General features: G+C 58.1%; 22 protein-coding genes. 11 read left to right on the top strand and 11 right to left on the bottom strand.

Features of this window, described 5'->3' with window-relative positions; translation table 11 throughout:
• Nucleotides 1–36: 36 nt before the first annotated feature.
• The 4 genes from spoT to EY643_RS19255 form a co-directional block, all read right to left on the bottom strand.
• A complete protein-coding gene (gene spoT, locus EY643_RS19270; protein ID WP_153240783.1) occupies nt 37–2,157 on the bottom strand; it encodes a bifunctional GTP diphosphokinase/guanosine-3',5'-bis pyrophosphate 3'-pyrophosphohydrolase in 2,121 nt (706 codons plus the stop codon).
• Nucleotides 2,158–2,193: 36 nt separating this feature from the next.
• Nucleotides 2,194–2,460 (bottom strand): DNA-directed RNA polymerase subunit omega, encoded by a 267-nt coding sequence (gene rpoZ, locus EY643_RS19265; RefSeq protein ID WP_153240782.1) that lies wholly within the window; start codon nt 2,458–2,460, stop codon nt 2,194–2,196.
• Nucleotides 2,461–2,552: 92 nt separating this feature from the next.
• Complete coding sequence (gene gmk, locus EY643_RS19260; RefSeq protein WP_153240781.1) at nt 2,553–3,170, bottom strand: guanylate kinase; 618 nt, start codon at nt 3,168–3,170, stop codon at nt 2,553–2,555.
• A 22-nt stretch (nt 3,171–3,192) separates the two neighbouring features.
• Nucleotides 3,193–4,062, bottom strand: a complete 870-nt coding sequence (locus EY643_RS19255) for a YicC/YloC family endoribonuclease (RefSeq protein WP_240732770.1) — start codon at nt 4,060–4,062, stop codon at nt 3,193–3,195.
• Between the two features lie 125 nt (nt 4,063–4,187).
• Between EY643_RS19255 and rph the strand changes: the two genes are divergently transcribed.
• Complete coding sequence (gene rph / locus EY643_RS19250; RefSeq protein ID WP_153240780.1) at nt 4,188–4,907, top strand: ribonuclease PH; 720 nt, start codon at nt 4,188–4,190, stop codon at nt 4,905–4,907.
• A gap of 32 nt (nt 4,908–4,939) precedes the next feature.
• Here rph and EY643_RS19245 read toward each other — a convergent pair whose 3' ends face one another.
• Complete coding sequence (locus EY643_RS19245) at nt 4,940–5,704, bottom strand: exodeoxyribonuclease III (RefSeq protein ID WP_153240779.1); 765 nt, start codon at nt 5,702–5,704, stop codon at nt 4,940–4,942.
• 274 nt (nt 5,705–5,978) lie between these two features.
• Here EY643_RS19245 and pyrE point away from each other — a divergent pair, with 274 nt between their 5' ends.
• Both pyrE and EY643_RS19235 read left to right on the top strand, forming a co-directional pair.
• Nucleotides 5,979–6,635, top strand: a complete 657-nt coding sequence (gene pyrE, locus EY643_RS19240; protein ID WP_153240778.1) for an orotate phosphoribosyltransferase — start codon at nt 5,979–5,981, stop codon at nt 6,633–6,635.
• A gap of 23 nt (nt 6,636–6,658) precedes the next feature.
• Complete coding sequence (locus EY643_RS19235; protein ID WP_240732769.1) at nt 6,659–7,339, top strand: hypothetical protein; 681 nt, start codon at nt 6,659–6,661, stop codon at nt 7,337–7,339.
• 9 nt (nt 7,340–7,348) lie between these two features.
• Here the strand turns inward: EY643_RS19235 and slmA are convergent, their stop codons facing one another.
• The 4 genes from slmA to coaBC form a co-directional block, all read right to left on the bottom strand.
• On the bottom strand, nt 7,349–7,987 hold the full coding sequence (gene slmA / locus EY643_RS19230; RefSeq protein ID WP_153240777.1) for a nucleoid occlusion factor SlmA: 639 nt from the start codon (nt 7,985–7,987) through the stop codon (nt 7,349–7,351).
• A gap of 118 nt (nt 7,988–8,105) precedes the next feature.
• The gene (argB, locus tag EY643_RS19225) at nt 8,106–9,008 is read right to left on the bottom strand and encodes an acetylglutamate kinase (RefSeq protein ID WP_153240776.1); all 903 of its coding nucleotides are present in this window, start codon (nt 9,006–9,008) and stop codon (nt 8,106–8,108) included.
• A 36-nt stretch (nt 9,009–9,044) separates the two neighbouring features.
• The gene (locus EY643_RS19220; RefSeq protein WP_153240775.1) at nt 9,045–11,588 is read right to left on the bottom strand and encodes a phosphomannomutase/phosphoglucomutase; all 2,544 of its coding nucleotides are present in this window, start codon (nt 11,586–11,588) and stop codon (nt 9,045–9,047) included.
• A gap of 74 nt (nt 11,589–11,662) precedes the next feature.
• Entirely contained in the window at nt 11,663–12,859 is a 1,197-nt protein-coding gene (gene coaBC, locus EY643_RS19215; protein ID WP_153240774.1) for a bifunctional phosphopantothenoylcysteine decarboxylase/phosphopantothenate--cysteine ligase CoaBC, read from the bottom strand.
• 105 nt (nt 12,860–12,964) lie between these two features.
• Here coaBC and radC point away from each other — a divergent pair, with 105 nt between their 5' ends.
• From radC to EY643_RS19190, 5 genes are all read left to right on the top strand, one after another.
• Nucleotides 12,965–13,639 (top strand): RadC family protein, encoded by a 675-nt coding sequence (gene radC / locus EY643_RS19210; protein ID WP_153240773.1) that lies wholly within the window; start codon nt 12,965–12,967, stop codon nt 13,637–13,639.
• A 173-nt stretch (nt 13,640–13,812) separates the two neighbouring features.
• Nucleotides 13,813–14,049 carry a 50S ribosomal protein L28 gene (gene rpmB / locus EY643_RS19205; RefSeq protein WP_153240772.1) on the top strand — a complete coding sequence of 79 codons (237 nt, stop codon included), beginning with the start codon at nt 13,813–13,815 and terminating at the stop codon, nt 14,047–14,049.
• 12 nt (nt 14,050–14,061) lie between these two features.
• The gene (gene rpmG, locus EY643_RS19200; RefSeq protein WP_153240771.1) at nt 14,062–14,217 is read left to right on the top strand and encodes a 50S ribosomal protein L33; all 156 of its coding nucleotides are present in this window, start codon (nt 14,062–14,064) and stop codon (nt 14,215–14,217) included.
• A 76-nt stretch (nt 14,218–14,293) separates the two neighbouring features.
• Entirely contained in the window at nt 14,294–15,106 is an 813-nt protein-coding gene (gene mutM, locus EY643_RS19195; protein ID WP_153240770.1) for a bifunctional DNA-formamidopyrimidine glycosylase/DNA-(apurinic or apyrimidinic site) lyase, read from the top strand.
• A 58-nt stretch (nt 15,107–15,164) separates the two neighbouring features.
• Complete coding sequence (locus EY643_RS19190; protein WP_153240769.1) at nt 15,165–15,521, top strand: hypothetical protein; 357 nt, start codon at nt 15,165–15,167, stop codon at nt 15,519–15,521.
• Between the two features lie 35 nt (nt 15,522–15,556).
• Here EY643_RS19190 and coaD read toward each other — a convergent pair whose 3' ends face one another.
• Both coaD and rsmD read right to left on the bottom strand, forming a co-directional pair.
• A complete protein-coding gene (coaD, locus tag EY643_RS19185) occupies nt 15,557–16,042 on the bottom strand; it encodes a pantetheine-phosphate adenylyltransferase (RefSeq protein WP_153240768.1) in 486 nt (161 codons plus the stop codon).
• Nucleotides 16,043–16,077: 35 nt separating this feature from the next.
• A complete protein-coding gene (gene rsmD, locus EY643_RS19180) occupies nt 16,078–16,665 on the bottom strand; it encodes a 16S rRNA (guanine(966)-N(2))-methyltransferase RsmD (RefSeq protein WP_153240767.1) in 588 nt (195 codons plus the stop codon).
• An 81-nt stretch (nt 16,666–16,746) separates the two neighbouring features.
• Between rsmD and ftsY the strand changes: the two genes are divergently transcribed.
• From ftsY to ftsX, 3 genes are read left to right on the top strand one after another with little or no spacing between them, the layout of a single operon-like run.
• Complete coding sequence (ftsY, locus tag EY643_RS19175; RefSeq protein ID WP_153240766.1) at nt 16,747–18,015, top strand: signal recognition particle-docking protein FtsY; 1,269 nt, start codon at nt 16,747–16,749, stop codon at nt 18,013–18,015.
• Nucleotides 18,012–18,677, top strand: a complete 666-nt coding sequence (ftsE, locus tag EY643_RS19170) for a cell division ATP-binding protein FtsE (protein WP_153240765.1) — start codon at nt 18,012–18,014, stop codon at nt 18,675–18,677. The genes ftsY and ftsE overlap by 4 nt, the downstream gene beginning before the upstream one ends.
• On the top strand, nt 18,674–19,630 hold the full coding sequence (ftsX, locus tag EY643_RS19165) for a permease-like cell division protein FtsX (protein WP_153240764.1): 957 nt from the start codon (nt 18,674–18,676) through the stop codon (nt 19,628–19,630). The genes ftsE and ftsX overlap by 4 nt, the downstream gene beginning before the upstream one ends.
• Nucleotides 19,631–19,701: the final 71 nt, after the last annotated feature.

Genomic DNA, 19,701 nt, shown 5'->3' with positions numbered 1-19,701 from the left:
GGGGTATTGCCGGGTCCTTCTGGGACTCTGCCCGGGTCAGTTTTTGACCCGGGTCACTTTGCGCACCGAGCTGACGGCGCGCAGGCGTTTCATAATACGTGCCAGGTGGACGCGGTTTTCTACCATGACTTCCAGATCCACGTAGGTGAACTGGTAATCTTTGTCCTCGGTGGCGATTTTTTCGATGTTGACGCCCATGGCGTTGATACGAGTAGCGATCACCGCAATCATACCGCGGCGGTTCTCTACTTCGATTCGCAACTCGACGGCGAATTCGCCCTCAACTTGCTCGTCCCAGCGCAGTGCGACCAGACGGTCCGTCGTTTCGCGCATTTCTGCCAGATTATTACAGCGCTCGCGGTGAACCACTACCCCTTTTTCAGAGCTGAGATAGCCCTCGATGGGATCGCCTGGAATCGGATGGCAGCACTTGGCGTAAGACAACATGAAACCTTCGGTGCCGCGAATGGCGACGGGTTGGGCATCTTCTCTGCTTGGCTCGTGCTCGGGCGCTGCCACCCCGAGTATCTGCTGTGCCGTGATGGCCGGCAGGCGCTGGCCCCGCGCAATATCCTCCAACAAGTCCGCAAGAGCCGGGTAGTTATTGGCGGTGAGGAATTCCTGTAGTTCGTCCTCAGGTACGGATTCCAGGCTGCTGTCCAGGGTGGACATGGCGCGCTCGAGGAGGCGCTGGCCCAGAGAGACGGAGTCTTCGCGCGTCTGGTGTTTGAGGTAGTGTCGAATATTGGTACGCGCTTTGGCGGTGACGGCGTAGTTGAACCACGATGGGTTCGGGCTTGCGCCTGGTGCGGTCAGAATTTCCACGGTTTGGCCACTTGCCAGTGGTTCTGACAGAGGCGCGAGGCGCCGGTTGATGCGGCAGGCGACACAGCTGTTGCCCACGTCGGTGTGTACCGCATAGGCGAAGTCCACAGCGGTCGCCCCGCGGGGCATTTCCATGATCCGGCCCTTGGGGGTGAACACGTAGATTTCGTCCGGGAAAAGATCGATCTTGACGCTTTCGATAAATTCCAGTGAGTTACCGGCACGCTGCTGCATTTCCAGCAGGCCCTGCACCCACTCGCGGGCCCGGGCGTGGCTGCCATTGGCAGATTGTGCGTCGCTCTTGTAGAGCCAGTGTGCGGCGATGCCGTTGTTGGCCATGTCTTCCATATCACGGGTGCGGATCTGGATTTCGATAGGCACACCGTGCATGCCAATGAGTACGGTATGCAAGGACTGGTAGCCATTGGCCTTGGGTATCGCGATATAGTCTTTGAATTCGCCAGGTACCGGTTTGTACAGGCTGTGCACGCAGCCCAGCACCCGGTAGCAGGTGTCTACCGAATCAACGATGATTCGAAAGGCGTACACGTCCATAATTTCAGCGAAGGACTTCCGCTTCGATTTCATCTTCTTGTAAATGCTGTACAGGTGTTTCTCGCGGCCGATGACCTCCGCTTCGTGACTCTCCTGGTCCAGCGTGGTCTCGATCTGGTGGCGAATTTTATCTACTAGTTCAGTGCGGTTTCCGCGAGCGTTGCGCAGGGCGGCGTCAATGCGGGTGGCGCGCATGGGGTACATGGCCGAGAACCCCAGGTCCTCAAATTCCATGCGGACGTTGTTCATTCCCAATCGCATGGCGATTGGGGCATAGATATCCAGGGTCTCACGCGAGATGCGCCGCGCTTTGGCGGGTTGCAGTACACCCAGGGTACGCATGTTGTGAAGCCGGTCGGCCAGTTTTACCAGGATGACGCGGATATCCCGAGCCATGGCGAGGGCCATCTTCTGGAAGTTCTCCGCCTGCTTTTCTTCCAGCGATTCGAATTCCATCTGGGTGAGCTTGCTCACCCCGTCCACCAGTTCCGCAACATCGGTGCCGAACTGGTCGCCGATGGCAGATTTGGGTATGCCCGTGTCCTCGATCACGTCGTGCAACATGGCGGCCATCAGGCTTTGATGGTCCATGTGCATGTCCGCCAGGATGCGGGCGACAGCGAGAGGGTGGGTGATGTAGGGGTCGCCACTGCGCCGCATCTGCCCGAAATGGGCCTGCTCGGCGAAGTAGTATGCGCGGATTACGCTATTGGTTTGCTCCGGGGTGAGGTAACTGTGGAGCGTGGTTTCGAGGGCATTCAGGGTCTGCGTGGCCATGGGTTTTTGCAGGAATGCCCTCGATTGGAGCTGGGTTTACTGGGGAGCAGCAGCGGCTTCCATCATCACTTCAGCCAACTCTTCCTCGGCTTCCAGCTCGTCTTCACGAGTGAGGATGTCCGGGGTGACCAGGCCTTCAGCGATTTCGCGCAGGGCGATAACGGTGGGCTTGTCAGATTCTTCTTCTACCAGGGGGTCTTTGCCGCCCGTGGCGATCTGGCGGGATCGCTTGCTGGCAACCATGACCAGCTCAAAGCGGTTGGCTACATTTTCCAGGCAGTCTTCAACGGTAACGCGTGCCATTACTGGGATTTCCTGTGTTAAGAGATTGATTAAAAAGGAACCAGAAATTATACCTTGCTAAGGCCGTTCACCCAAGCGGGAATTTTGCAGGTTCAGGACAGCAGTTCGTCCAGTAATGCCATGTGGATCTGACGCTGGCGGTCTGTAGACATGCGCTGGCAGGTGATTACCGAGCGCAACTCTTCCAGAGCCTGGTCAAAGTTGTCGTTGATCACCAGATAATCGCTCTCGATATAGTGCGACATTTCCTCCACGGCTTCGGCCATGCGGCCGTCGATCACTGCTGCGTCGTCCTGGCCCCTGGCGGTCAGGCGCTGCAGCAGTGCCAGCCGCGAAGGTGGCAGGATAAAAATCGACAGGGTGGCCGGCAACTGGCGCTTGACCTGTTGTGCGCCTTGCCAGTCGATCTCCAGAATCACGTCGATACCTTTCTCCAGCTGCTCTTCTACCCATAGCTGTGAGGTGCCGTACAGATTGCCGAAGACCCTGGCGTGCTCCAGGAATTCGGTGCGTTCCAGCATGTCGAGAAAATCCTGCTCGCTGACAAAGTGATAGTTCACACCATCGGTTTCGCCCTGACGCTGCTCGCGAGTGGTATGTGAGACTGAGACGCACAGCTTGTCGGTATTTTTGATTAGAGCCGAGACAAGGCTCGTTTTACCGGCGCCGGAGGGCGCCGATACGGTGTAGAGGGTACCTTTGTGGCTCATTTCTGCTCTCTCATGGTTGGGCCTATTCAATATTCTGGATCTGCTCACGCATTTGCTCGATCAGAACCTTGAGTTCCACGGCGTTCTGGGTGGTAGAGCTGGACGTAGACTTGGATGAAAGCGTGTTTGCCTCGCGATTGAGCTCCTGCATCAGGAAGTCGAGGCGCCGGCCACAGGGGCCGCCTTTCTTGAGCGTGCGACGCACTTCTTCAACGTGTGCGTCGAGTCGGTCCAATTCCTCGTCGACATCCGACTTCTGCGCCAGGTAGACCAGTTCCTGTTCCAGCCTGCCCTGTTCCACCTCTACGCCGAGGTCGTCGATGCGGGTGAGAATGCGGTCACGTTGGGCCTTTTGTAACTCCGGGACCAGAGAGCGAGTGACGGTCACCTCGCCTTCTACTGCAGTGATTCGTTCCTGGATCATGGCGGCCAGTTTCTCGCCCTCACGCTGGCGACTCTCTGCGAGCGTGCCAAGGGCAGCACCGAAAATGTCCAGGGCGGCCTTGTGCAGGGCTTCCTCGGATTGCTCCTCAGCGGAGCAAATGCCCGGAAACTGGAGGATCTCCAGCGCGGTTGGTGCGCGAGTCTCCAATTTGCCGGTGACGAGACTGGTGGCATCCATCAGTGCGCTGAGTTGCTCTTGATTGATGTCCAGAGTGCTATTGCGCTCCGCTCCCGCCTGTATCCGCATCAGACAGTCCAGTTTACCCCGGGCGAGTTTCTTGCCGGCCAGTTCGCGGAACCTGGGTTCCAGCGCGCGAAGCGCGTCTGGCAACTTGAAGCTGCAGTCCAGGTATCGGTGGTTCACGGAGCGCAATTCGACCGTCACGATGCTGTGGTCGGCGTTGCTGCTTTCCCGGGCGAAGGCCGTCATGCTGTGAATCTTGGCCAAAGGGTTTTCCTCGCTATCTGCGGTGGCCAGAAATTGTAGCAGCTTGCCAATCCCTGTTCACCAAAGAGTGCTTACGGGGTGCCGGCAGGCGTATACTTGGCGCCTCAATTTTAAGGAGTTACTCCATGCAACGTCCCAGCGGCCGCCAGCCTAACCAACTTCGCGATATCGAAATTACGCGCAACTTCACCTGCCATGCCGAGGGTTCGGTGTTGGTGAGCTTTGGCAAAACCCGCGTCATCTGCACCGCGTCGGTGGAGCAGGGCGTCCCCCGCTTTCTCCGCGGCCAGGGCCAGGGTTGGGTCACCGCCGAATACGGCATGCTTCCGCGCTCTACCGGCAGCCGCATGGGCCGCGAAGCAGCCCGTGGCAAGCAGGGCGGACGCACCGTCGAGATCCAGCGGCTGATAGGTCGCTCCCTGCGCGCGGCGGTCGACATGAAAAAGCTGGGTGAAAACACCATTAATATCGATTGTGATGTGATTCAGGCTGATGGTGGCACCCGCACCGCCTCTATTACCGGTGCCTGTGTTGCTCTGGTCGATGCGATCAACTACCTGCAGCGTGAGAAAATCATCACCACGGACCCGCTGAAGCAGATGATCGGTTCGGTCTCGGTGGGGGTCTATCAGGGCGTGCCAGTCCTGGACCTGGATTACCCGGAAGACTCGGCGGCCGATACTGACATGAATGTCATCATGGGTGAGGACGGCGGCTTTATCGAGGTACAGGGCACCGCCGAGGGGGCTCCTTTTGCTCGCGATGAGCTCAATGCGATGCTGGATCTTGCCAGTTCCGGCATTCAGGAGCTGATAAGCCTGCAGAAGGCTGCTCTCGCCGGGTAAATCCCAGGTTTGGTTGGGGCTAGTTGCCGGTTTTACAGCTCGATGTCGTAATCCATGATTACCGGAGCATGGCTGGAAAATTCCTTGCTCTTGTAGATGGCGCCGTAGTCGACCGAGAACTGCAGCCCCTTGGAGATGATGTGAAAGTCGGTGCGCCAGCCGTTGTTTGAGCGGTCGCCGCCCGGCCACCAGCTGAATTCGTCGAGGTCCGAGTTGATCTCGCGAAAAGCGTCCACGTAGCCTTCATCCAGCAGGTTATTGATCCACTGGCGCTCTTCGGCCAGGAAGCCGGGGACGGTGCTGTTGCTCTCCGTGTCCTGGACATCACCGGGGGTGTGGGCGATATTCCAGTTGCCGCAGATGATGAATTCGCGGCGCTTGTTGCGCACTTTCTGCAGATGGTTGCCCAGCAACGAGAAAAACTCATTCTTGCGAGCCAGCTGCTCTTCGTTGCCGGGTTCTGCCTGTGGGGCCAGGATACAACCCACGCTGATGTTCTCGTAGTCCGCCTGGATGTAGCGTCCTTCCATATCAAAGTCAGCGAAGCCAAGGCCGGTCATGATGGCCTTGGGTAGTTGGCGACAATACAGGGCGACACCGTTGGCCTTGCCATCGATATCATCGAAGAAGTACGGGTTGTACTCTTCAGGGAAGTAGAGGTTGTCTTGCAGGTCGTATTCGGAGCACTGCAGGTCCTGGATGCAGACAAAGTCGGCGTCCTGCTCTTTCAGCCAGTCGTAGAAACCCTTGTCGGCGGCATTCTTGATGCCGTCGGCGCTGAAACTGATGATCCTCATTGCTTGCTTGGTCCCTTTAATTATGAGGGTGTATGATACCTAGCCCTTGCCATCACAGAGAGATGTGATGAACGAGAACTATTCACTATGCAATATTCGATTGCAACAGACTATCGTTATGACCGCCATTGCTTATTACTATACCGGTTCTAGCGCCGGACTCGCGGTCATTAACTAATGGCAGCATTCTAGCCGGGAATCAGGCGAATACAAAGAGGGAATCGCCCGCGGAAACAGCGGTGCGCCCGACATCACCAGAGGAGTTTTCAGCCCCATGGAGGCTTACCAGAAAGAGTTCATCGAGCTCGCCCAGGACTATGAAGTCCTTAAGTTCGGCGAATTTACCCTCAAATCAGGGCGCATTAGCCCCTATTTCTTTAATGCCGGGGCTTTTGCCAGTGGCCGGGCGCTCGCCGCACTGGGGCGCTGCTACGCCCGTCGGATCGTCGCTTCGGGTATCGAGTTTGATGTTCTGCTAGGGCCCGCCTATAAGGGCATTCCGCTGGCGGCAGTAACGGCAGTCGCGTTGGCTGATGAACATGGTATGGATGTGCCTTTTGCCTACAATCGCAAGGAAGCCAAGAATCACGGTGAGGGTGGCGTACTTGTAGGGGCTCCGCTCGAGGGCCGCGTGCTGGTGATCGACGATGTTATTACTGCCGGTACGGCAGTGCGAGAGGTCATTGCCATGATTGAGTCAGCGGGAGCGTCGCTGGCCGGTGTTGCGATCGGTCTCGACCGTCAGGAGCGGGGCAAGGGTGAACAGTCGGCGATTCAGGAGCTGGAGCAGGCGTACGGCATCCCAGTTATGGGTATTGTCCAGATGGGGCATATTATCGACTATCTCGAAGCGCGCGGAGACCGTGCTGAGGCGCTGGAGGCGATGAAGAAATATCGCAGCCAATATGGCGTATCAGCTTGTAGCGCATGATCCTAAAGCCTTATATTGGCCCCATGAAGATAACGGAATATCTTACTATCGGGACATTGTTGTCCGCATTAGTGCTTGCGCCATCGGCGCAGGCATCGAAACTCTATCGCTATAAAAACGATCAGGGCAATACGGTGGTGGACGATCATGTGCCACCGGAGCACGTCAAGAAAGGCTATGAAATCCTCAGTCGCAAGGGCGTTGTCATCGGGGTCGTGCCGCGGGAATTGACGCCGGAAGAGCAAAAACGGGCGGATGCCGAGGAGTGGCAAGCTGCCCGGGCCAAGAAGGAAGAGCAGCGCTTGCGCGAGTGGGATCAGTCGCTGATGCTGCGTTACTCTACGATCGAGGATATCGAGGCTGCGCGCGAAAGGGCCCTGATGGACCTGCGCATCAGGGTAAGCATTCTCAAGGGCAACAAGCGCTCGCTAAAGCAACAGATAGAAAACTACCAGACTCAGGCCGCAGAGATGGAGCGGTTGGGCCACCAGGTGGATGACCAGCGGCTGCGCGCAATCGAGGACTTGCAGAGCGAAATTGCGGTAACAGAGCGTGCCATCGTGGACCGGGAGAAGGAAATTGATGCCGTGAACGCGTCCTATACCGCGGATGTGGACCGTTTCACCATGTTGCTTGATCTCGTGGAGTTTCGTCGCCAGCAATCAGTCAAGAAAGAAGACAAATACGGCGACCTGGGCAGCTAGCTGACCGTATCAGGAATGGGCCAGGTTGCTGCTTTGCCCTGGAATGGGCTGGCTCACAGCCTCGCGGAAAAACCCCTCTATCAATAAATCCCATTGGGCTTTCCAGCCCTCTGTTGGCGCACGCTTGAAGCCTGAACGAACGTACTGGGAGATCCGGCCTTCGGCTGTGGCCATCATCAAGTTGGCCGCTGCAGTGAGAGGGATACTCGGCCGCAAACCCTCGCGCATCTCAGCTTCGCGGATTACCTGGCGCAGCTGTGTTTCAAACCGATCGAATAATTGAGCGACGCGGATATGCAGGCGCTCGGTTTCACCGGCGAGCGCGTCGCCGGTCAGGATTCGGGTAATGCCTGGGTTGCGCTCTGTGAACGCGAGCAGCAGAACGATCATTTTTTCACATCGAACCGCTGCAGTGGCCTCTTCGTTGAGGATCAGGTTGATCCTGCTGAACAAGGTGTCTTCGATGAACTCTATCAGTCCCTCGAACATTTTTGATTTGCTGGGGAAGTGTCTATAGAGAGCGGCCTCGGACACACCGACTTCTTTGGCCAGGCCCGCGGTGGTTATCCGGTTGCCCGGATTGGCTTCCAGCATCTGGGCCAGTGCTTCCAGAATTTGCTGACGCCGTTGAGATTTTTTAGGGGGCATGGACGCTACTATCTATCAGGTACTTAACCATGCTAGCTGCTACCCGAGCGACCTGCAATAAGCACGGCGTGAATTAGGTCTAAAATAGCGCTATTTACAGCGTCAAATTGTACTGGGCTCAATCTCGTCGATTGGTAATGAGCGTGCCGATGCCCTCATTGGTGAAGATTTCGAGCAGCACCGCATGAGGCACTCTGCCGTCGATGATGTGGGAGCTAGCGACACCCGACTTCACCGCGTCCAGGGCGCAGCCTATTTTTGGTAGCATGCCGCCGGAAATGGTGCCGTCTTCAATCAGCTCATCGACTTCGGTTGTGCTGAGGCCGGTAAGTATGTCGCCCTCTTTGTCCAGCAGCCCGGCGACGTTGGTGAGCAGCATCAGCTTCTCCGCCTGCATGACCTCGGCGAGCTTACCCGCCACAAGGTCGGCATTGATGTTGTAGCTGTTCCCTTCGCCGTCCACGCCAATGGGTGCGATGACGGGAATGAAATTACTGTCGAGAATGACGTTCAGAACCTCGGTGTCGATCTGGTCTACTTCGCCAACGTGGCCGATGTCGATAATCTCGGACGCGTTCAGCTCCGGGCTGTGGCGGCTGACCTGCATTTTCCGGGCGCGGATCAACTGGCCATCCTTGCCGGTAACGCCAATGGCCTTGCCCCCGTTGCGATTGAGGGATGAGACAATTTCTTTATTGACGCTGCCACCGAGCACCATCTCTACGACGTCCATGGTCTCGGCATCGGTGACGCGCATGCCGTCGATGAACTCACTCTTGATATTGAGTTTTTCCAGCAGTGACCCGATCTGTGGGCCGCCCCCATGCACAACGACAGGGTTCATGCCGACCAGTTTCATGAGCACAATGTCCCGGGCAAAACTTTCGTGCAGTGCCGGATCTACCATGGCATTGCCGCCAAACTTGACGACGATAGTCTTGCCGGTAAAGCGCTGGATATAGGGTAGCGCTTCGGTCAGTACCTGAGCGATGTTTAGGGCCGCGTCGCGATTGAGGGACATGCTTAAACCTTGTTGAGAGCGAGGACCCGTATGGCCTCAGAAATTTAAATCCAGGGAGGGTGCCGTGACGGAAATTTGCTCGCGGAACTCGTTTTTGATGTTCTCCAGCGCCTCTTCTGATTCTGCTTCGAAGCGCGCGGTCAGCGCGGCGGTGGTATTCGATGCTCGCACCAGGCCCCAGCCCTCGGCGAAATCAACGCGCAATCCGTCCATGGTGTTGACCCGGCCGCCGCTGAATTCTGCGCCGGCGACGATGCGCTCGACGATAGCGTGTTTGCCCCTGTCGTCAACAGGGATCAGGATTTCCGGCGTATTGACCGTAGCCGGGAAGCGGTCGATCAATTCGTCGAGGGTGCTGCCATGGGTGCCCAGTATTTCCGCTAGTCGTCCGGCTGCGTACATGCCGTCGTCGAACCCAAACCAGCGCTCGCCGAAGAACATATGGCCTGAGAACTCGCCGCCAAGGAGGGCACCGGTTTCGGCCATTTTCTCTTTCATAAAGGCGTGGCCGGTTTTCCACAACACCGGCCGGCCACCGTGCTGGGTGATCAGCTGGGTGAGATTGCGGCTGCATTTCACGTCGAAGACCACGTCGGCGCCGGGGTTGCGGGAGACGACATCTTCGGCAAATACCATGAGCAGTATGTCTGAGCGCACGATGCGGCCGCTGCTGGTAACAACCGCCAAACGGTCGCCATCTCCGTCGAAAGCGACGCCAAAGTCGGCATTTTCTTCTTTTACCGCTTCGATCAGGTCGGTGAGATTCGCCTCGTCACTGGTGTCGGGAGCGTGGTTGGGGAAATCGCCGTCAACCGAACAGTAGAGCGGAACCACCTCACAGCCGAGTTCCTCGAAGAGTTCCGGGGCAATCGCGCTGGTCGCACCGTTACCTGCATCCAGCACAATTTTGAGCGGGACCGCTACGGCGACATCGTGCGCTATTTCCTCAACGTATGCCGGGACGACATCTTCTTTGATCATTCGCCCGCTGCCGTGACTGAAATCGCCGGCGAGGACCCGATCGCGAATCTGCTCAATGCCTCCCGCGGCGATTGTCTGCCGGTTGAGGACGATTTTCAGACCGTTGTCAGTTTTAGGATTGTGGCTGCCTGTGACCATGATCCCGGAGCGGCATTCGAGATGGTGAGTCGCGAAGTAGAGCACTGGCGTCGGTACGAGGCCGATATCAATGACATCGCGGCCAGACTCCATCAGAGCCCGAATCAGTACCGCCTTGAGCGCCGGCGATGATTTGCGTCCATCACAGCCAACGAGTAGCGATTGCTCGTTCATCTCACCTGCAATTGTGCCGATGGCCAGACCTATCTGGGCGATGAGCTCTTCGTTGAGTTCGCTGCGGGCATCACCGCGAATATCGTAAGCGCGGAAAATGTGCGCGGGAAAATCATCGGGCACATCAGGTGCATCTGAGGCGAGGTCGAGCTCCAGCGATCCTGTTTCGGATTCGAGGTCCAGGGTCTGTGTATCTTCTTCCGGAACCGACTCCGCTGCCGCGTTGCCTGCGCGGATGGCCCGCAGTGTTGCGCGCCTGAGTTGGCGGGCAGCGGGCACCAGCTGTGGTGTGGCTAGCTGAAGCTCTGATTTGCGGTCGGCAGCGGATATCATCTGATTGACATCGTTTTCAAGTACACGAGACATGCGTATGGCGACCAGGGCGAACGCTCCGACGGCGCCCAACATACATAATATGAACACTGCCAGGGTCGGCATACTGGAGGGCGTTAAGGCTTGCAGTAGCGCCTCGGAAGGCGTGAACGCAATTGTCCATGTGGTATCAGGGATCGCGGCGTAACGGGTATAGGCCTCATCGCCGCCGTTTCCGGTGCTGGCAATTATATTGGTCTTGGCAAGTCCAGTGGGGCTGGTATATGCCTGTTCGACGGCGAAGTTCCCCACGCTGCCGTCCAGGCCTTCCAGCAGTCGATTGATACTATCGTTAGCGAGCGTGGCAAGAATCACGGCATTGCGATTTTCGATGTCTGGATTTTTCACGAGTTGGGCCAGGGAGGTTAACCACTGCCCCTCGATCTGATAGGACTCAGGGCGCGTGGCCTCGCCGTCGCTGGTCCGCCCCACCATGTTCACTTCGATATGGTTGCGCAGACCCTGGTTGCCGCCTTTAAAAGCGGCAGTTCCCATTTCACCGACGGGCAGGATGCGCAGGCTGATGAGTTCCGGAAAGTGCTCCAGCAGCGCCGTTTCCACGGCCTGGAGCTCTTCTCTTGATTGACTGGCGATGGCGGTCTGAGCCAGTGGAGTGTTGGCCGCTGCGACCATACGTGAGCGCAACAGTGTAATCATGCGGTGCAAGTTAGTCGCCTGCTGGCTGGCGTAGGAGTCCGCTGCGCGCTCGATCTGATTGTGGCTGAGAGCGGGTTCGCGCAGCAGCAGAAGATAGGTGAAGGCCACGACCAGAACCAGGGCGAGTGCGCCCAGAGCTGTGATCAGAATTTTATACAATGCATTCCCGGGGGAGGAAATCCCCTGAGATTTACCTGCCGTTTTCGGGCGAGATTTCCCGCCGCTAGCGTCCTTGTTCTTTTTTGTTAGTTTTAGCATTGCCTGAGACAGTCCTTGCTGAGCTGCCAATCATAGTACGGCGAGGCCTCGCAGTGAATTGGCATCGGCACTTTTTACGGGTCCTGGCGCATGGCAATCTGGGCGATGATGCCTGCTGCAACGGTCGATTTGCGTGCCCGAGGCATAGCTACTTCTCCGCCGGGCCATAGAACCGTCACCTCGTTTTCGTCGCTATTGAAGCCAATCCCCTGACTGGAGACATCGTTGGCTACGATCATGTCGAGCCCCTTCCGCTCCAGTTTGCCGCGGGCGTATTCGAGTACCTGCTGGGTCTCAGCCGCAAAACCCACCGTGAAAACGGCGTGTTCACTCGCGGCGATGCTGGCCACGATGTCCGGATTTTTGACCAGTGTCAGGCTCATGTCGTCTGGGCCCTTCTTTATTTTCTGTTCCTGCACGTCAGCAGGGCGGTAGTCAGCCACTGCGGCGCAGGCGATGAAGATGTCGCACTCCTCGAGCCGTGATTCGCAGGCGTCCAGCATGTCTCTGGCACTGGTGACATTGACTACTTCAACACGTTCGGGAGGGGTGATATTGACTGGGCCACTTACCAGCGTGGTGCGAGCACCAGCGGCAGCTGCAGCTTCGGCCAGGGCGTAACCCATCTTGCCGGAACTGTGATTTGAAATGTAACGAACAGGGTCCAGCGCCTCGCGCGTCGGGCCTGCGGTAATAACGACTCGTTTGCCCTGCAATGCACCTGTTTCAAACATATCCGCAGCCGCGCGGGCGATGATGTCGGGCTGTTCCATGCGGCCTGGGCCGATGTCGCCACAGGCCTGCTCGCCTGAGGCTGGCCCGATCAGGCTGACGCCCCGCTGCTCCAGTTGGGAGATATTGGCATCGGTAGCGGGGTCGCGCCACATCTGCTGGTTCATGGCCGGGGCTAACAATAGTGGCGCAGCGGTCGCTAGTGCTGCGGTTGTCAGCAGGTCATCTGCACGTCCGGCAGCGAGGCGCGCGATCAGGTCGGCGGTGGCGGGCGCAATAAGTAGAAGGTCGGCCCAGCGCGCTAGTTCGATGTGGCCCATGCCCTGTTCAGCTTCCGCGTCGAGCAATTCAGTGTGCACCGGGTTGCCAGACAGCGCCTGCAGGGTCAGCGGAGTGATGAACTCCTGGGCACCCCGGGTCATAACAACGCGGACGTTCGCCCCCAGTTCCTGCAACTGGCGGATGAGTTCGGCGGATTTATAGGCAGCAATGCCACCTGAGACGCCGAGTAAAATATTGCGATTGAATAGATGTCCCATTGGCTGACTCAAATTGCGACAATCTTCCTGCGGTAAGAGGACTGAAAAGATACCACCGCCGCGCTGTATTTGACACTGCGGGTCAGAAGCTCAGGGAGGAGCGACGTGGCAACATCATACTGGGAGCCAGGCGAGGGCCCTCGCGACAAACTACTGGGGAGGGGTGAGTCCAGCGTGTCGGATGCTGAGCTGCTGGCAGTGCTGCTCGCCACCGGCTACCGCGATTGCAGCGCGCTGGAGCTGGCGAGGGCGATGCTGAGCCGGTTTGGTGGCCTCGGTGGGCTGTTGCGAGCAGGAGAGCAGGAGCTGTTGGCCTGCCCGGGTATCGGCCGGGCCAAATATGCCGTGGTGCGCGCTTCGCTGGAGCTTGCACGGCGCCAGGCCCTGCAGGAGCTTGAACGGGGCGATGTACTGTCGAGCCCTGCCAGCACCCGCCGCTTCCTGCAGCATCATCTGGGGCACCGCGAGCGAGAAGTCTTCAGTTGTATGTTCCTTGATAACCAGCACCGCCTGCTGCGCTGCGAGGATCTTTTCCAGGGCACCCTCGACGGGGCGGCGGTCTATCCGCGCGAGGTGGCGGTGCGCGCCCTGCGTTATCGGGCGGCGGCAGTTATTTTTGCGCACAATCACCCCAGCGGTGTTGCTGAGCCCAGCTCTGCCGACCGGCGCATCACTGAACGGTTGGTTTCCGCGCTGGGGTTACTGGACGTGCGGGTGCTGGATCACATTATTGTCGGTCGTGGCCGGGAGTATTCTTTTGCCGAAGCGGGTTTGTTGTAAAAAGGGTGCGCCGGAAAAAGGGGGTTGGGGCTTCATCGGCGGTATTGGTTTCTCTTGCTATGGCGTAGTCGTTCTGGTATAAAGTCGCGCTCCGCGCGGCTGGGTCCCTTTTTTTTGGGTCCCCATAGCCTCTTATTTCACTAACTTCCCCGCTATTTGGGAGAGACAGGATCATGGCCAGAGTATGTCAGGTCACCGGCAAGCGCCCGGTAACCGGTAACAATGTATCGCACGCAAAGAACCGCACCCGTCGTCGTTTTTTGCCTAACCTCCACCAGCACCGCTTCTGGGTGGAATCCGAAAAGCGTTTCGTCAGCCTGCGCGTTTCCAGCAAAGGCATGCGGATCATCGACAAGAAGGGCATCGAAGCCGTTCTTGAAGAGCTCCGCGGTCGCGGCGAAAAGGTATAAAGGAGAGAGACCATGAGAGACAAGATCCGCATGAACTCCTCAGCTGGTACAGGTCATTTCTATACCACTGACAAGAACAAGCGCACCACTCCAGACAAGCTGGAAATGAAAAAGTATGATCCCGTCGCCCGCAAGCACGTTATCTACAAGGAAGCCAAGATCAAGTAATTGACCTTGTGAGCTTCGTTAAAAACCCCGGCCTTGCCGGGGTTTTTTGTTTCCGGGGTCAGGTTATGATGCCCCGATGCCAGAGTTACCCGAAGTAGAAACAACCCGCCGGGGTGTAGAGCCCTACGCCGCAGGCCAGACCGTGCAGAAACTCGTCGTGCGCAACGCCAGTCTGCGCTGGCCTGTGCCGGCAGCGCTGCCGCGCCTTCTGCGAGGCCAGAAGATAGAGGCGGTAGAGCGCCGCGCCAAATACCTGTTGTTCCGGACCCCTACCGGCACTGTCATTATTCACCTCGGGATGTCGGGGTCGCTGCGAGTGTTAGCGGCGGATGACCCGCCAGCCAAGCACGACCATATCGATATCGTATTGGAGAGCGGCCGTTGCCTCCGTTACAACGACCCTCGTCGATTCGGCTGCTGCCTTTGGCTCCCTGATGGCGAAAGCCACGCTCTGCTCGAGGGCCTGGGGCCCGAGCCGCTGGGCCCATCATTCGATGGCGCCCTGTTGTTCCGCAAATCGCGCCGGCGCAAAGGCCCGGTGAAACAGTTCATCATGGACGGCAAGATTGTGGTCGGTGTTGGTAATATTTACGCTAACGAGGCCCTGTATCTGGCAGGTATCCGGCCCGACCGCGCCGCTGGGCGCATTTCACTGGCTCGCTACGAGCGTCTGGCAATGCACATAAAGCAAGTGCTTACTTCGGCTATAGAGCAGGGTGGTACTACGCTCAGAGACTTTGTCGGTGGGGATGGCAAGCCGGGTTATTTTGCCCAGCAACTGTATGTGTATGGCCGCGAAGGAGAGCCCTGTAAGCAATGTGGACGAATGTTAAAAAAGTCCACATTGGGGCAGCGAACCACGGTCTACTGCGTGGCCTGTCAGCGGTGAAACGGCTACACTTACTGGACTATAGGGGACGGGGAAGGGAACCCGTGGGAGAAAAACAATGAAAAAAACTATTGGCGCACGACGCGCCGTCACAGCCCTGCTGATTGCGTGCATGATGCTGCCACAGGCGCTATGGGCACAATCGGCAATTGATGAGAGCCCGAACGAATGGGCGATGGTGGGTGACCTGCTGGTTGCTCGACCAATTGGCCTGGTGCTGACTGCCGGTGGTGCTGCGGTGTGGCTGGTCAGCCTGCCGTTCACGTTGCTGGCAGGTCACGCGGGTGAAGCTGCAGAAACCCTGGTGCTTGGCCCGGGTGAAGCGACCTTCATGCGTTGCCTCGGTTGCCGGGTGACCGGTTACACCGGTAAGGACGTCGATGCCATTCGCGAAGCGCGCGAAGCGGAAGACTGATCTATCAAGCCCGTTGCGATCGCGGCGGGCTTCAATTACTTGGCGAATTTGTCCCTGAGAGCCTGTGCCACCGGTACGGGCACAAACGGGGTTATATCGCCATCTAAGCTGGCTATCTCGCGCACCAGTGAAGACGAGATAAACGATAAGTGCTCTGAAGGAGTGAGGAAAATACTCTCGAACTCCGGATAGATGGCGCGGTTCATATTGGCCAGCTGAAATTCGTATTCAAAATCTGCCACGGCCCGCAGGCCGCGCAATACGCAGCGTGCTCCCTGGTCCTGAACGAACTGGGTGAGCAGATAGTTAAATCCCATTACCTCGACATTCGGCAAGTGCGAAAGACATTCGCGCGACAGCGCTACTCGTTCGTCCACGTTGAACAGAGGGCCTTTCTTTTCACTGTAAGCAATGGCGACCACCACTCTGTCGAAAAGCCGGGCGGCGCGCTCGGTCAGGTCGACGTGACCGTTAGTGATCGGGTCAAAAGTACCCGGGTAGATAACAGTGTTCTCTGGCATAAAGCTGGCCTGTGATATGGGACTGCCCGCGGATGTTATACGTTTTCCACAGGGGCGACAACGAACAGGCGGTAGCTCACCTGGCCAGTGCTTTTCTCCCGGTACTGGTTCCAGTTAGTCGGAAGCGGAGGCAGTGATTCGTCGCGGCCCGTCTCAATGTACACCAGGGCATTTGGCGCCAGCAGGCCGGGCTTTGACAGTTTTTCGGCCGCGGGTGTGACGAGATCCAGGCCAAAGGGCGGGTCGATGAATACGATATCCCACAGCCCGGCGTTGCGGTCGAGGAAATCGGCTGCCGAAATGCGATGGCAATGGCCACCGCTGGCATCCAGCGTTTGCAGGTGGCGGGAGATGTCCGCAAGCCCTGCAGCGGAGGTGTCAACGAAGTCACAGTGGCTGGCGCCGCGCGATAGAGCTTCGAGGCCCAGTGCGCCGCTGCCGGCGAACAGGTCCAGGCAGCGCGCACTGTGAATGTCGGGGGCAAGCCAGTTAAACAGGGTTTCGCGCACCCGATCGCCGGTGGGCCTTAGGCCCTGGGCTGGCGTGAAGTTCAGCTTGCGGCCGCGCCACTGGCCGCCGATGACGCGCAGTTGGTTTGTTGCCCCTTTAGGTGTTCTCGACATTTCTCCAGTACATCCTGCAATGATAGGATAGGCGTTTTTCCGAGCGCCTCTCCGGCGCTTGCAGACTCTAACACGACATATATGAAGTTTTTCAAACGTAAAAAGAAGGTGGAAGAGGCCGGCCCCGCCACGGATGCGCCTGTCCAGCCGCAGGAAACGGCTTCCGAGAGCGGCGAGAGCGCTGCTCCTGCGCCGGTACCTGAAGAGGCTCCGCCACCGTCTACCGCGCCACCAGCAACCACGCAGCCAGAAGCTGAAACCTCTCCGGCGGAGCCTGAGCCAGTAGTTGAGCCTCAAGCAGAGCGCGAGCCAGAGCCAGAGCCGGAACCAGAACCTGAACCTGAACCTGAACCAAAGCCCGCGGCTCCCGCGCCTGAACCTGCTGTAGAAGCCCCAGCGGAACCTTCCGCGCCCGCCAAGCCGGGCTTTTTCGCTCGGCTCAAATCTGGTTTGGGCCGTACCAGCGACAATCTCGCACAGGGCCTGGGTGCGCTGTTTCTGGGCCGCAAAGAGATTGATGCCGACCTGCTGGAAGAACTTGAGTCCCAGCTGTTAATGGCCGATGTGGGCGTGGATGCGACAGTGGACATTGTTGGCCGTCTGACCCAGCGGGTATCTCGCAAGGAGCTGACCGACCCTGCGGCGCTGCATAAGGCGCTCAAGGAAGAATTGTTGGACTTGCTCAAACCCTGTGAACAAGCGCTTCAGGTGACAGGTCACAAGCCTTATGTGATTTTGATGGTGGGCGTTAACGGCGTCGGTAAAACCACGACCATTGGCAAGCTCGCCAAGCGCTTTCAGGCCGACGGACACTCGGTCATGCTTGCGGCTGGCGATACTTTCCGAGCTGCGGCTGTTGAACAGCTCCAGGTTTGGGGCGAGCGCAATCAGGTGCCGGTGATCGCGCAGCACACGGGCGCAGACAGCGCCTCTGTGGTGTTCGACGCCCTGCAGGCGGCGCAGGCACGGCAGATCGATGTGTTGATAGCGGATACCGCCGGCCGCTTGCACAACAAGGACAACCTGATGGAGGAGTTGGAGAAAGTTGTCAGGGTGATGGGCAAGCTCGATCCCAGCGCGCCTCACGAGGTGATGCTGGTGCTCGACGCGGGCACTGGCCAAAACGCGCTGGCTCAAGCGGAAAACTTTCGCCAGTGGGTGGGCGTGTCTGGTATCAGCCTGACCAAGCTGGATGGGACAGCTAAAGGCGGGGTTATTTTCGCCATTGCCAAGAAACTGGGCCTTCCAATCCGTTATATCGGGGTGGGAGAGGCCGTGGACGACCTTCGTCCGTTCGCTGCAGAAGAATTTATTGAGGCACTTTTCTCGAGGGATGACGGCGCTGCATGATCACTTTTGAGCGTGTTAGCAAACGCTATGAAGAGGGCCACGATGCGCTCAAGGAAGTGAGCTTCCAGATCGAGCGGGACGACCTGGTCTTTCTCACCGGCCACTCGGGCGCGGGCAAAAGCACGCTGATGCGGCTGATTATGCTCATGGACCGGGCCACGCGTGGCAAGGTACTCATCGATGGCCGAGACCTTGCAACTGTGCCGAGCCGAGGGGTACCTGCCCATCGTCGTGATATTGGTGTGGTATTCCAGAACCATCAGCTTTTGTTTGACCGCCCAGTGTTTGACAACGTGGCTTTGCCACTGGTGATTCGCGGCTATGACTACCGTGAAGTAGGCCGGCGGGTGAGGGCGTCGCTGGATAAGGTGGGTCTGCTTAGTAAAGAACGCGCCATGCCTCTGACCCTCTCCGGTGGTGAGCAGCAGCGTGTGGGCATTGCCCGGGCGGTGGTGTGCAAGCCCAAAATTCTGCTCGCGGACGAGCCCACGGGCAACCTGGACCCGGATCTTTCCGCGGAAATCATGCAGTTGTTTGAGGAGTTCAATCGGGTGGGGGTGACTATCCTGATTGCCAGTCATGACCTGGCCCTGATCTCGCGGCTGCGTCATCGTATTCTCACCCTGAAGGATGGCCGCCTGGTGACAGGGGGTGCATTGTGAGTCAGGGAGCGAGCCAGAGCCGGGTCAAATTTGGCGATCAGTACAACGCCTGGCTGCGCCACCATCGCCTTTCTGCAGCTGACAGCTTGTTCCGGGTGCTGGATAACTTTGTGTCGAGTGTCCTCACCTGGTTGGTCATTGGCATTGCGCTGGCGCTGCCGGTTGCTCTGGATGTTGCGCTCGACAATGCCAATGAATTGAGTGCCGGTTGGGACAGCCCCAGCCAGATCTCGCTGTTTCTAGCGGACGACATCGGTGCTGATGCGGCCCGGGCACTGGCAGCCGAACTGGAGGCTCGTGACGATGTTGTCTCGGTTCAGTTTGTTTCCCGCGAGGACGCGCTGGCCGAATTCAGTGAGTTGTCTGGCTTTGCGGATGTGCTGGCAAGCCTGGAGGAAAATCCCCTGCCGAATTTGCTGCTGGTGGGGCCTGCCGATGATCTCGGTGGTGCGGCTACCGGTGGCTTGCGCTCGCAATTGGCTGAACTGCCCGGCGTGGCAGAAGCCGTGCTGGACATGGAATGGCTCCAGCGACTCAACAGCCTGATGGAGCTCAGCCGGCGTATGGTGCTGGCGATTGGGGCGCTGCTTGTGCTGGGTGTTGTCTTGATCCTCGGTAATACCATCCGCCTCGCAATTGAAGCCCGGCGCGATGAGATTGTCATCGTCAAGCTGGTGGGCGGGAGCAATCCTTTTGTCCGTCGCCCCTTCCTCTATACCGGTCTTTGGTATGGCGTAGGCGGCGGCTTTTTTGCCGGCCTGCTGGTGAGCAGCTCGCTGTGGTTTTTACAGCAGCCCGTATCTAGCCTGGCAGCGCTCTACCAGAGCGAATTTGAACTCGCCGGGCTCGGTTTTATGGGCTTCCTTAATTTGCTGGTGCTCGGCGGGCTACTGGGCCTGGCGGGGGCCTGGCTGGCGGTGAGCCGGCACCTGTCGAAAATCGAGCCACGCTGAAGCTGCCTCGGCAAGTTATTGTTATTAAAAGAAATAAACTAATAATTATTTGTTCTTGTGTGGAACTTTTC

It is taken from the genome of Halioglobus maricola (genome assembly GCF_009388985.1).
Lineage (GTDB): Bacteria > Pseudomonadota > Gammaproteobacteria > Pseudomonadales > Halieaceae > Halioglobus > Halioglobus maricola.
The sequence above is the reverse complement of the archived record's forward strand: the minus strand, read 5'-3'. Positions and strand labels throughout refer to the sequence as shown.